Source organism: Halomonas sp. (assembly GCF_052095695.1).
In the GTDB taxonomy this organism is placed as follows: Bacteria; Pseudomonadota; Gammaproteobacteria; order Pseudomonadales; family Halomonadaceae; genus Vreelandella.
This window is the reverse complement of record NZ_JBQDLQ010000014.1, coordinates 43,814-56,637: the sequence shown is the minus strand read 5'-3', so window position 1 is coordinate 56,637 and position 12,824 is coordinate 43,814. Positions and strand designations below refer to the sequence as shown.

Below are 12,824 nucleotides of genomic sequence, written 5' to 3'. Positions count from 1 at the left end.
AAAAACAGGTGGCCTGAATGATCTCAGAGGCGACAGATTTCTTGACAACTACCGAACCCGCTTTATTGCCACTCAAGAAGCCAACGCGCAAGCCGCTTATAAGCAAATGGTGCTCGATGCTGCGGCAGGAGACATCGTCTATACCAATCTGTTTACCGGCGTGCACGGTAACTATTTGCGCGCCAGTATTGAACTGGCAGGCCTTGATCCCGATACGCTGCCAGAGGGTGATAAAGCGGCAATGCGCTACGGCTCTGACGGTAGCAGTAAGGCAAAGGCATGGCGGGATATTTGGGGCGCAGGGCAGGGTGTGGGCGCGATTACGTCGCTTCGCAGCGTAGCCGAAGAAGTGGCCACGCTACGCCATGATTACCAGAAAGCGTTAGATCATTTGCGGCGGCTTTGACGAAACGCTGCCAGCCGGGCCTGAAAATCGTCAGAAGCTTTGCATTGATCCTGAAGTTCACCTTCAAGGGCCATGGTGTCATTAAGCGAGAACTGCGCCGCTTCACGGAGTGCGCGCTTAGTGGCGCTCAAGGCATTGGGGGATTGCGCCACTAGCATCTGCGCTAAGCGGCGAGCTTCTTCGAGTACCTGGTCATCGTCGCTTATCCGGTTAGCCAGACCCAGCGCCAGACAGCGCTCAGCAGAAATGGGCGTAGCAAGGGCGGCCATTTCAAACGCCTGGGCATGGCCAAGCTTGCGCACTAAATGCCAGCAGGCACCGCCGTCAGGAATCAGGCCAATATTGATAAAGGCAAGTTTCAGATAGGCGGAACGTCCCATAACAACCATGTCGCTGGCGAGAACATAGGAAACGCCAATGCCCGCCGCGGCGCCCGTGGCTGCTGCAATCACTGGTTTATCCATCGCCATCAGGCAGCGTAGGGCGGGCAGAAAGAGTGTTTCAAGCCGTTCGCTGGCTGGCTGCGAGGCTGCCTTTTCAAACTCTGCCAGGTCTGCACCGGCGCAAAATGAACTTCCTTCGCCGCGTAAAATCACGCACCGAATTTGATCATCCTTTGCTACCTCTGCCAGCGCGTTATTAAGGGCCAGAGCGGTGGGTTCATTTAACGCATTGCGCACCTCTGGGCGCGCAATGGTGACTTCTACAACGCCATTTTCGATAGCGCTGATATGAATTAAGTCGTCAGTTTGATTTGGCATCTATGCTCCTTAAGCGACCTCTAAACGTTCGCTGATCGTTTCTAGATGATAGTCGCTGTCACCCAGGTAGTGATCGAACATGACCAGATGCTTGGCGTAGTTGGAGACATAGCACTCATCCGTCATGCCCATGGCACCGTGAAGCTGAATGGCCTGCTCGGCAATAAAACGAGCTGACTCGCCGCAGTATGCCTTGGCCGCCGCGATTTTATAATCGCGCTCGTGGGGAGTTAACGTCAGGCTAGTCGCCGCCAAAATAGCCATCGAACGAGACTGCTCTAAGTGTAGGTGCATATCGACCATACGATGTTGTAATGCTTGGAAGGCTGCTAGCGGCAAGCCAAACTGCTTACGTTCTTTAATGTAGGCCAGCGTTTGATCGCAGGCTGTTTCCATAGCGCCTATGGCCTCGGCACACAGCGCCGCTCGGCCAAGCGACAGCACCTCGGAAAGCGCGTCCCTGACGTCCTCACTAAGGCAGTTATCTAGCGCTAGCGTAACGTTTTCCAGCGTTAAATCACCGGCGGGCTGATCATCCATGGTGCGATAATGGCGCATTGTCGTGCCGGCGATGTCTGCGGGGACTATGAATAGCCCTAGTTTTCCGCTCTCGACACGTGCCGTAACCAGCGTCGCCGCCGCTGCTTTAAGGTTCATGACGATATCTTTTCGGCCCGTTAGCTGCCATTGGCCGTCACGCTGGATCGCCTGAGTAGAAACGGCAAAGGCATCATAACGAGCATGATGCTCGTGCCAAGCAAGCGCCAACTGATGTTCACCTTCTAGCAGCGGTGTTAACCAGCGCTGCTGCTGCGCGCTGTTCGCGGTCAGCGCTAAGAGCTTGCCGGGGAGCAGCAGGCCAGCGAGATAAGGCTCGGGTACCAGCCCGCGACCCAGCGCCTGCATGATAATCATCAGGTCGGTGCCATCGCCGCCTAGTCCGCCAGCGTCTTCGCTAAAGGGCATGTGAAGAATGCCCAGATCAGCAAACGTACGCCATAGCGCGGATGTCTCTGTACCGGCTGCATTAAGCCGCGTGCGGCGCTGCTCGGGTGAAACCTGGTCGGCGACTAGGCGCGTGAGCGTCTCTTCCAGCATGCGCTGTTCATCGGTTAAAGCAAAATCCATGCTGCGCTCCTCACATGCCTAAAATAGTTTTAGCGACGATCGTTTTTTGTATTTCGTTGGCGCCGCCATAAATCGATAGCTTGCGGCGATTAAAATACTGAGCGCTGCCAGCTGCACGTTGAGCTAAACCTTCATCCAGGCTGGCTTCGCCATGTAGAAACTCAGGGAAAAATGGCAGGGCGGCAGGGCCAAGTGCGCGGCGGGTAAGTTCGCTTAGCTCTTGGCGAAGCTCAGACCCGCGTACTTTTAACAGCGAGCTTTCCGCCCCGGGTGCGCCACCATTGCGGGCAGCGGCAATCACGCGCAGGTTAGTAACTTCAAGCGCCATGAGTTCAAGCTCGGCTTTTACGACTCGCTGACGAAAGCTGGGTAGCGTCAGTAGCGGTTTCCCACGGTGCTCAATATGATAAGCAAGTGATTTTAAGTGGCGTAAGGCCTGCTTAGCGTGGCCAAGCCCTGCGATACCGGTGCGCTCATGAGTCAGTAGAAACTTGGCACAGGTCCACCCTTGGCCTTCTTCACCCACGCGGTTTTTAACCGGTACGCGGACATTGTCTAAAAACACTTCATTGACTTCGTGGGCACCATCGAGCGTTATAATCGGGCGTACGGATATGCCTGAGGTTTGCATATCAATCAGCAGAAAGCTGATGCCCACCTGCTTTTTAGCCGCCGAGTCAGTACGCACTAAGCAGAACAGCATGTTGGCGTGCTGGCCCAGGGTGGTCCACGTTTTTTGGCCATTAACGATGTAGTGCTCGCCGTCGCGCACTGCACGGGTCGTTAAACTCGCCAAATCAGAACCGGCGCCCGGCTCGGAATATCCTTGGCACCACCAGTCTTGATTGTTAAGAATGCGCGGCAAATAGTGCTGTTGCTGTTCGGCGGTGCCGAATTTCATGATGACTGGCGCCACCATGTTAACCCCAAAGGGCACGACGGTAGGTGCATGAGCAGCGGCGCACTCTTCATCAAAAATATGCCGCTGAACCGGACCCCAGCCGGGGCCGCCGTGTTCTGTTGGCCAGTTAGATGCCAGCCAGCCCTGTTCGCTGAGAATGTTTTGCCAGCGAAGATGATCGTCCGCACGCAGATAGCGCCCTGAGCGAACGCGTTCGCGGATATCGCCGGGTAATGAATCGCTAAGAAAGCGGCGCACCTCAGTACGAAAGACCTGTTCTGCAGGACTAAAGGTCAGATTCATTTTTGTGCGTCCTTGGCCGTGGCTGCGAGCGTTGCTTGGCGGTGTGGCCCGCCTAAGTGGCGTGGATAGCCTAGCGCTTCTACGGCCAGTAAATCGATATCGCTTTCGCGATAGCAGTAGCCCTGTTCAGCAATACTGATGCTGACTTTTTCAAGCGCTGACTGTTGGTCATTGGCTGAAACCTGCTGCATGGCATCGTGCATTGCATTAAGCAAGCTACGCTGCTGGCTTACCACCACGTTGATACGCAGTGCTTTCAAGGTAAGCGCTGCCTGCTGCTGGATCAGTGGCTCAGCGCTAATATTGGCCAGCTCAACTATGTCGCTATTTTCAACGATGATCAGACTTAGCGTTGACTCACTGCACCCTGGAGTATTGATCTCTTGCAGTGCAATAACGGGGATGTCGCCAGGTAAAGTGCTGCCGTCGCCTATATGCGCACCCGGCGCTAATAAGCACAGCTCCGTTGCATCGGTGGGTTTGCTTGTCAGGGTAATGCCGGCTCGCTGAGCGGCTTTTTTGAGTCTCTCAAACAGCGGATGCTCACCAATGAGCGCCACGTTGTTATATTTGGTTAAGCTAGCGGCGCTGTTTTTTTCAGCATCAGGCACCACGTGCGGGCTACGCGCGGCAAAAAAGAGATGGATAAGCCCCGCGCGCTGGGGGGAGTCCATGCAGGCTAAAAATAGCTCTCGCTCACGGCGAAGCCCGACTTGAAGCGACGGTGCCGTTACGCAGGCTTCAATCGCTTCAACAATGCGAAATGGCGAAAAAAGCGCTGGCGATGACTGAGTTAGGTGCTCAAGCGTGGCGGCTATGGCTTGGGCATTAGCCGCAGGCGGGGGGAGCTCGCCGGTGATACGGCATGCCTGCTCCGCGTTTAACACTTTTTTCGCCGCGGCTAATCCTGCTTCAAGTGGCGTTGGAGCATCGCTAATGGCATCAATAATACCCGCTTCAAGCGCTTCTTCAGCACCTACAAAACGCCCGCTGGTAATCATTTCTAGTGCACGCTCGACACCCACCAAGCGAGGCAAACGCTGCGTGCCACCTGCACCCGGAAGTAGGCCAAGCTTTACCTCAGGGAGCCCCACGCGGGTATCGGCTAGCGCGATCCGGTAATGGCACCCAAGCGCAACTTCCAGGCCGCCGCCAAGCGCCGTACCGTGCAGAGAGGCAATCAACGGTTTGGGGCAGGCTTCCAGCTGGGAAACAACCTCGGGCAGTAGCGGTGCCTGAGGCGGTTTACCAAACTCGCGAATGTCCGCACCGGCGATAAACGTACGGCCGTTAGCTAACAGTACCAGCGCGCTCGCGTGTGAATCGGCAATACCTTCTTCAAGCGCATTGATTAAGCCACTGCGCACCGCATGACCTAGGGCATTAACCGGAGGGCTGTCGATTTGGATAACGCCAATATCGCCGTGGCGCTGATAATGAACAGACATGGCTGGCTCCCGTACTGTATTTGATGGCATGGATAATGATCTATCTAAAAGGGGCATTTAACGAATATTGTCGATGCCAACACTATATGACTGACGCGCTATGTGACCGCTGATGGTGACGCTGGCTCAGGCGTGCCAGCAATACGCCAGGCACCAGGGCCGCTGCTGCCAGAGCGATTAGCTCCCACTGGCTAAGTGGCACCATTCCACCGCCGGGTAGCGCTAGTAGCAGGCCTGCGATTAATACCAGGCTGCGTATTATGATCTCCTGGAATGCGCCATAGCCCAGCCGACCAACGCCCATCAAATAGCCCTGCATCGCAGAGGCAAATAAAATGATGCCAATCACCGCCTGCACAAATACCACCACAATCCTGAGCGGCGCGCCCTGCATAATCAGCGCCGGGTTCAGCACGAACAAGAACGGGATAAAGTAAATCACGCTCCCCAAACGCATTGCTTGTAGGCCAGTAGCCATCGGCCGCGCGCCGGCAACGGTGGCTGCAGCAAACGCGCCCAGCGCTACCGGCGGGGTGATGAAACTCAGCATGCCCCAGTAAAGGATGAACATGTGGACGGCCATCGGATCCAGACCGCCGCCTTGGATCAAGGCAGGTGCCAGCGCTACAGCGAGGAAGATGTACGCAGCGGTCACCGTCATGCCAATACCGAGCACGAAGCTGGTCACTGCGCCCATGATTAACAGTAGTGGGACGCTGCCACCGGCAATGTTGATAAAGTCGTTAGCAATCGTGCCTGAAAGGCCAGTCATCGAAAGCGCGCCGACCAGCATGCCCACACCCGCTAAAATGGCGATTAGTTCGGCAAACAGCTTAGCGGCGGATGTCAGCGTGTCTGCTACGTCTTTCCAGCCCCAACGGTTGTGCTTAGAAAGCTGGTTGAGTGCTAATAAAAGGGCAGTAGCGTAAAACGGTGCGACGGCTTCGCGCTGCATAATCAGCAGCATCCATACCAGCAAGGCGAAGACGAAAATAAAGTACCAGCCTTCTTTCAGCGTTTGCTTAAGTGAGGGCAATTCTATGGCAGGCAGACCTTTAATATCGTGGCGTGCGGCGTAGGCGTCGATTTGAATAAACAGGCCTAAAAAATAAAGCACCGAGGGTATTACCGCGGCTAGCGCAACAGCCGAATAGGGAATATCGAGAAACATCGCCATTACAAACGCGGTGGCGCCCATCACCGGGGGCATTAATACACCGCCCGTGGAGGCACAGGCTTCGACGCCGCCTGCAAATGAGCGGCTCATACCAATGCGACGCATGGCGGGAATTGATAAAACCCCGGTGGTAAGCACGTTGCTAATAACGCTACCGCTCATAGAGCCCATCAGGCCGCTTGAGAAAATGGCGACTTTGGCAGGGCCGCCGCGCACGTGGCCGAGCAGGGCAAAGGCAAGGTTGATGAAAAACTTGCCGCCGCCGCTTTTTTGTAACACTACGCCAAACACTAAAAAGCCAATCACCAAGCCCGCAAAGGCTTGAAGCGGCACACCCATGATGCTTTCGGTGCTCATGGTGTGATACATAGCCGTTTGTTCTAGCGTCGAGGGAAAGGCTTGAATGGGGCCGGGGACGATATCGGCTACTAGGGGATAAAGCGAGAACACGCCGGCGATAATCGCGATCGGTAAACCACCCGCCCGGCGAGATGCTTCAACGATTAATAGCCAGTAAGCGTAGCTTGCATAGATGGCCATATCAGGCGCGGCGAATGCCCAGCCACGTTCCAAAATAGGCACCGCGTTATACACAAAGTAGCCGCCTACGATCAGCGTGCTTGCGCTTAAAAGATAGTCGTACCAGGGGATTGGCTGCTCTTGCTGGCTGCTGCGCAGCGGCCAAAGTAAAAAGACCAGTGGAAGTAGTAGTGCAACAACAGCGTAATAAAATTGAGTTTCAAGACCGGTGACAAAGGTAAATAAGCCTAAGTTAAAAAGATAATCCAACGTCATCAGCATTAAAATGACGGTAACAGAGGCGGGAACCCACTGCAGCGCGGTGGGGAGCTGGCGAATTTGGCTGATCTTTTCTTTAACCTGCTGAGTATTCGCAGGTGCGGTATCTGTAGTCATAGCGAGGCATCTATGGTTATGGAAAGATCCGTCGGTCAGCAAAGGGCGGCCAGTGCCGCCCCGTGGCGTTTTACTCGAAGACAGGTTCGAAGCCCGCATCAGTTAATGCACTGGCGCGAGCCTGCATCCAATCCGCCGTAAACATCTCAGCATCATCGCTGGGCGCATTTTCCATAAAATTTTCCCAGGCCTTTAATAGAACGTTTTGGCGCTCTACCAATTCGTCTTGATGGGCCTGCATTTCATCCGTCCATACATCGATTTCTTTGTAATACTCCACCACGGCATCGTGGAACGGCATTACCCATTGAAGATCTTGCGACTCTAAGGCATAGCCTAAAGCGCCAGGCGCATTGTCTTTATAGTCATCAAAATTTTCCTGCAGAGCCTTAATCAATCCATAGGCGACCTTGTCATCCAAGTCTTGCTTGGCAACCACGATTGGATAAGGGTAGCTTGCGCTGGGTAGCGGATTGTCGACGCTAATCTCTCCAGCGCCAGAGGTCACTTCATGAGGGCGAAAATAGGGTGCGACTTCTGCCATACGCTCCCAGCCTGCTGAATCGTTGGGATCTAGCACCGGCCAACTGATACCGCGGGGGCTGCTGGCAAGCTGCTGTGCTGGTGGCGTCACCGTGGTGGTAAATGAGACGTCCACATCGCCGGCGATAATGCCGTCAAATGATCGGCCGTAGCCTGGGTAGTCAACACGCTCGACGTCATCCCAAGTAAGACCACCGAAGGCCAAATAAGCTTCTGTGCCTTTATTTAAGGCGTCATCACCACGGATATAAGCGATGCGTTTGCCTGCTAAATCAGCCGGCGTTTCGACGTCTAAATCACCGGCGACTGCAAGGGAAAGCCCAAAAGACGCTGTTGAGGTAGTGATGATGCGCAGCGGCTGAGGACCCCAATCGCGATCGGCAAACATCATCACGCCTTCAGCGCCGTAATAGCTGGCGATGCCACAGGCGCAAAGGTCAACGCGCCCCTGTTTAAGAGGTGCCATGCGTGATACGTCGTTGTCACCAGGCAGGATACGTACCGAAGAGTCATATTTATTCTGCAGCATGTTGCCGATTGCGACGGCTTGCGCGTAGCCGCTGGAATTGGTGCCATAGGCGGTCCAAGCCATGGTGCTGGGAAGCTCAACTTCACTGGCATGGCTAACCGCGACACCCAGTAGTGATAAAGGCAATGCAGCGAGGAGTAGGCGATGAGCAAATGGATGCATTGGAATGCTCCTTTATTGTGTTGTGATGGCGGCAGTGGTTACGCTCTGTTACTTTTTGTTTTGCTGTGCGGTATTGTGTTTTGCTAAATGGTCGGCTGATAGTAGATAAGCCGCTAGGCCGCTGTCAATGACGTTCTCGTGAACTGATCTGGCGGCTAACAGACAGATATAAAAAAACCAGGCGATGGCCTGGTTTCTCAATGACATAGCTTTCAATGAAATAGCTTTCAGAGACGTGTTTTGAATAACGCTTTTGTTGTGAGCAAATTAGGAGAATTCACGCCAGGCAGCGTAGGTACTTAAAAAAACGCGGCCTGTAAGCGCCTCTAAAAAGTCACTTTTTTTGAGCTGGTCCATGACAGGCCCTTTCACTTCAGATAAATGCAGTTTTACGTCAGAGTCTTTTAAGCGCGCGTTAATAGCGTCCAGGCTTTCTAGCGCCGACGCATCGATCAAATTAACCGCTGAACAGATCAATACCACGTGTTCAAGCTCAGGATGGCTAGCCACTAAGTTATAAACGGTATCTTCCAAATAGCGGGCATTGGCAAAATAAAGACTCTCATCTATTCGCAGCAGGGCTGCATTGCTAGCCGTTTCTACATCATGGCGTGCGGTGTTTCTAAAGTGCTCGGTCCCTGGTACTCGCCCCACCAAAGCGCTGTGCGGGCGACTAGTACGATATAAAAACAGCGCAATTGAAAGCGTGACGCCGCTAATGATGCCTGCTTCGACGCCCTCACCCAGCGTGAGCACAATGGTGACTGCCATGGCGGCAAAGTCGCTACGTGAGTAGCGCCAAGTCTGGCGCAGCATGGGAATATCGACGAGGGTTAAAATCGAGACGGTAATCGTCGCCGCCAGGGTCGCGATAGGTAAATGATAGAGCCAGCCGGTAAACGACATCGTTACTAATGCAATGCCTAGGGCGGCAAAGGCGCCCGCTGCGGGTGTCTGCGCGCCTGCATCGTAGCTAATTACTGTCCGTGATAGGCCGCCGGTAACCGGCATGCCGCTTGTAAAACCCGCGGCAAGATTGCAGGCACCTAAGCCGACTAACTCTTGATTAGGTGAAATACGCTGGCGCCGTTTAGCCGCCAACATTTGACCCATCGACACCGATTCAACAAAGCCCACTAAGCTAATCAGCAGCGCCGGAATTAACAGCGACCGCCAAAGTGAATAGTCGCCCCAGGGGAAGCTCAGTGCGGGCAGCCCGCTGGGAATATCGCCCACCACCGCCACGCCCGCATCGGCTAATTGCCAGTGCCAGGTTATTAAGGTAGTGATCACCACTGCAAATACCGGCCCAGCTTTGGCGCAAAGATCCGCCAGGAAAAGGGGGAAACCTACTTTATGTAGCGTGGCTTTACCGCGCAGGCGCATCGTAATCAAAAAAATTAAGGTGCCACTACCAATCAGTAAGGTAGATAAATCGTAGGTGGCTAGGTTGGGTACTAACGTAACTAGGCGCTCAACCAGCGTGAAGCCGCTACTTTCAACACCTAATAAGCTACCCAGTTGGCTCACCGCAATCAAAATGCCGGAAGCGGTTAAAAAACCCGAAATGACCGGATGACTAAGAAAGTTACTGAAAAAACCCATTTTCAGCAGACCCATCACCATCAACATGCCGCCTGAGAGCAATGACAGTAGCAGCGCTGCCTGTAAATACGTTTCCGTGCCCGTTGCCGCTATTGAGGAGAGTGCCGCGCCGGTCATTAGCGCGATGATAGCAACCGGCCCAACCGCAAGCGTTTTACTAGTACCAAATAGGGTATAAATGAGTTGCGGCAGAATACTGGCGTAAAGACCAACGACGGCAGGTAGCCCTGCTAATAGCGCATAGGCGAGCGATTGAGGAATGACCATCACGGTGACGATCAACCCCGCTAACACGTCGGCCCCCAATAGTCGCTTATGATAGTGAGGGAGCCACGTCAGAATGGGCAAATAGCGCTTTAGCATGGATTCCAGGCGTTGTAGATGGGCCAGAAGATTAAGGGTAAGTGATATTTCATTTTGTTGCAGCGCTTATATTCAATGGTTTTAACTAGCCGCCATGTTGCCCGGGCGTGATTGCCATGCAGACCATGAATAAATCGCGAGCCCTATCCAGATAAGCACAAAGGTCACAAGTTGGATAACGCCTAGGGGCTCACCGAATATGGTTAAGGCAATCAGAAATTGGATGCTGGGATTGATATACATTAGAAAGCCCAGCGTCGCCAAACGAAGCCGGCGTGCGGCGCCAGCAAAGGCCATTAAGGGAAGGGCGGTCAAGGCCCCGCTGGCAATGAGTAAGCTGGTAGATGAGGCATTTTGTAAAAAATGTGAGCTGTCGTTCCAGCTAAGCCACGTTAATGCGATAAGCGCCAGAGGGAAGAGCAGCAACGTCTCGACAAACAGCCCCGATAAACCGTCCAGCGGCACTTGTTTGCGAAACAGCCCGTAGCTACCGAAACTGAGTGCCAGCATCAGGCTAATCCAAGGCAATTCGCCCAGCATCATAAACTGTGTGGCAATCGCTGCACTGGCCAAGCCCAGCGCGACCAGCTGCAGTTTAGCCATCACTTCTCGCAGCACTAAAACACCTAGCGCAACGTTAACCAGCGGTGTCAGAAAGTAGCCCAAACTTGCCTGCAGTACCTGCTTGGATTCCACTGCATAGATATAAATTCCCCAGTTAAAGGCAATCAATAGCGCGCAGGCCAACACGCGTCCCAAGCGTTTAGGCTCGCTAAGCGCGGCGACAACAGGGGACCAGCGACGTAAAACGGTGATGAGGCCGACTAAAAACAAGCACGCCCAAATGATGCGGTGAATTAATATTTCAAAGGCGGGAACACCCTCAAACAAGGCAAAAAATAATGGGAAACATCCCCACATGACGTAGGCGGAGAGCCCAAACATAACGCCTTTGACTGCTTCAGGATCGCGTGTTGATGTAGGAAGCATAGCAGCCTCATTATTTAAAGATGCTAATCTAACATAAACGTTGAAATAACACTGGCAATGGAGGTGTTGAATGAGCGAACTAAGAACCAGTTTGGTGCAGTGCGATTTGCGTTGGGAGGATCCTCAGTCAAATCATTCACATCTTGAACAGTTACTGGGTGAGTTGGACAGCCGCGATACGGATTTAATTGTCTTGCCGGAAATGTTTGCCACCGGTTTCACCATGAACTCGCGTGATATGGCCCAGCCAATGGCGGAAAGCATCAGCATTGCCTGGCTTCAAGCGCAAGCGAAAGCTCGCCAATGTGTGATGACTGGCAGCGTAGCGATTGAAGAGCAGGGGGCATTTTTTAACCGTTTAGTTTGGGCCACACCTAGCGGTGAAATCACTTACTACGATAAGCGTCATCTATTTCGTATGGCCGGTGAGCACGAGCGCTATGGCATGGGGGCCGAGCGCAATATCGTTAAGCTAAAGGGTTTTAAACTGCTGCTAAGTGTCTGCTACGATTTGCGCTTTCCGGTTTGGATGCGCCAGCAGCCAGCAGAAGGGGAGCATTTCGAGTATGATGCACTTCTCTGTGTCGCTAACTGGCCAGCACCGCGTCGCCACCCTTGGCGTACGCTGCTGCAAGCCCGGGCGGTAGAAAACTTAAGCTATGTCATTGGTGTTAATCGCGTTGGAGAAGATGCTAGGGGGCTTGCCTACAGCGGCGATTCCTTATTGGTCGACTTTAAAGGCGAACCGCTAATTGATCACCCCGCCCATACCCCGTTTATAGAAACGGGCACGTTGGATAAAACTGCCCTTGATGCTTTTCGTGAAAAATTTCCTGCTTGGCAAGATGCCGATCGTTTTGAGCTGCTGCCAGGAGTGGGTCAATGATGCGCCTTGATCGATTTTTAAGTGAAACCTCTCCGTTAACCCGTAGCCAAGCTAAGCGGGCGCTGAAAAACGGTGAAGTCACCTTAAACGGCGAGCCCATTAAACAGTCGGCGACTCAGATTGATACGGATAACGATGTCGTCGTACTCAATGGCGAACGGCTGGCGCTCGTTGGCATTCGCTATATTATGCTGCATAAGCCAGTGGACGTTGAATGTAACGCTCGCCGCGGGCTCTATCCAAGGGTGATCGACTTAATCGATCTACCCAAAGCCGAGCGCTTGCAGCCAGTAGGGCGCTTGGATGTCGATACTACCGGTTTGTTGCTGTTAACCGATGACGGTCACTGGTCGCACCGCGTTACGTCGCCACGCCACCGCTGTGGCAAAGTGTATATCGCAGAGCTAGCTGAGCCGATGGAAGGCTCAGCCGCAGATTGGGCGATTAATCAAGTTGCTGATGGCTTAATGCTTGATGGTGAGGAAACGCTGACCCAGCCTGCTGTGTTGCGACTCCTTTCGCCCACTCAGGCAGAACTTACCATTACCGAAGGGCGCTACCACCAGGTAAAGCGTATGTTTGCTGCATTAGGCAACCACGTGAAGTCGCTGCATCGTAGTTCAATCGGCGATGTGGCATTGGATGCGAATTTGGCCCCAGGCGAGTGGCGCGAATTAACCGAAGCCGAAATTGCCAGCTTCTAAGTA

General features: G+C 53.6%; 11 protein-coding genes. 3 read left to right on the top strand and 8 right to left on the bottom strand.

Annotation, left to right across the window (positions count from 1 at the left end; genetic code table 11):
* A partial coding sequence (locus tag ACTH5D_RS04715; RefSeq protein WP_441668841.1) for an NAD(P)H-dependent flavin oxidoreductase occupies nt 1-406 on the top strand: 406 nt, incomplete at its 5' end.
* Here the strand turns inward: ACTH5D_RS04715 and ACTH5D_RS04710 are convergent.
* From ACTH5D_RS04710 to rarD, 8 genes are all read right to left on the bottom strand, one after another.
* The gene (locus ACTH5D_RS04710; protein WP_441668839.1) at nt 388-1,167 is read right to left on the bottom strand and encodes an enoyl-CoA hydratase/isomerase family protein; all 780 of its coding nucleotides are present in this window, start codon (nt 1,165-1,167) and stop codon (nt 388-390) included. The two genes, ACTH5D_RS04715 and ACTH5D_RS04710, sit on opposite strands and share 19 nt — an antisense overlap.
* A gap of 9 nt (nt 1,168-1,176) precedes the next feature.
* Entirely contained in the window at nt 1,177-2,295 is a 1,119-nt protein-coding gene (locus tag ACTH5D_RS04705; RefSeq protein ID WP_441668837.1) for an acyl-CoA dehydrogenase family protein, read from the bottom strand.
* A 10-nt stretch (nt 2,296-2,305) separates the two neighbouring features.
* On the bottom strand, nt 2,306-3,499 hold the full coding sequence (locus ACTH5D_RS04700; RefSeq protein WP_441668835.1) for an acyl-CoA dehydrogenase family protein: 1,194 nt from the start codon (nt 3,497-3,499) through the stop codon (nt 2,306-2,308).
* Nucleotides 3,496-4,947, bottom strand: coding sequence for an enoyl-CoA hydratase/isomerase family protein (locus ACTH5D_RS04695; protein ID WP_441668833.1), 1,452 nt, complete (start codon nt 4,945-4,947; stop codon nt 3,496-3,498). Before ACTH5D_RS04695 ends, ACTH5D_RS04700 begins: the two co-directional genes overlap by 4 nt.
* Before the next feature lie 82 nt (nt 4,948-5,029).
* The gene (locus ACTH5D_RS04690) at nt 5,030-7,039 is read right to left on the bottom strand and encodes a TRAP transporter permease (protein ID WP_441668831.1); all 2,010 of its coding nucleotides are present in this window, start codon (nt 7,037-7,039) and stop codon (nt 5,030-5,032) included.
* A gap of 70 nt (nt 7,040-7,109) precedes the next feature.
* On the bottom strand, nt 7,110-8,273 hold the full coding sequence (locus ACTH5D_RS04685; protein WP_441668829.1) for a TAXI family TRAP transporter solute-binding subunit: 1,164 nt from the start codon (nt 8,271-8,273) through the stop codon (nt 7,110-7,112).
* 267 nt (nt 8,274-8,540) lie between these two features.
* Entirely contained in the window at nt 8,541-10,241 is a 1,701-nt protein-coding gene (locus ACTH5D_RS04680) for a SulP family inorganic anion transporter (RefSeq protein WP_441668827.1), read from the bottom strand.
* An 81-nt stretch (nt 10,242-10,322) separates the two neighbouring features.
* Nucleotides 10,323-11,231: an EamA family transporter RarD gene (gene rarD / locus ACTH5D_RS04675; RefSeq protein ID WP_441668825.1), complete on the bottom strand. Its 909-nt coding sequence runs from the start codon at nt 11,229-11,231 to the stop codon at nt 10,323-10,325.
* Between the two features lie 70 nt (nt 11,232-11,301).
* Here rarD and ACTH5D_RS04670 point away from each other — a divergent pair, with 70 nt between their 5' ends.
* Nucleotides 11,302-12,117 carry an amidohydrolase gene (locus tag ACTH5D_RS04670; protein ID WP_441668823.1) on the top strand — a complete coding sequence of 272 codons (816 nt, stop codon included), beginning with the start codon at nt 11,302-11,304 and terminating at the stop codon, nt 12,115-12,117.
* Nucleotides 12,117-12,821 (top strand): pseudouridine synthase, encoded by a 705-nt coding sequence (locus tag ACTH5D_RS04665; RefSeq protein ID WP_441668847.1) that lies wholly within the window; start codon nt 12,117-12,119, stop codon nt 12,819-12,821. Before ACTH5D_RS04670 ends, ACTH5D_RS04665 begins: the two co-directional genes overlap by 1 nt.
* Nucleotides 12,822-12,824 lie beyond the last annotated feature (3 nt).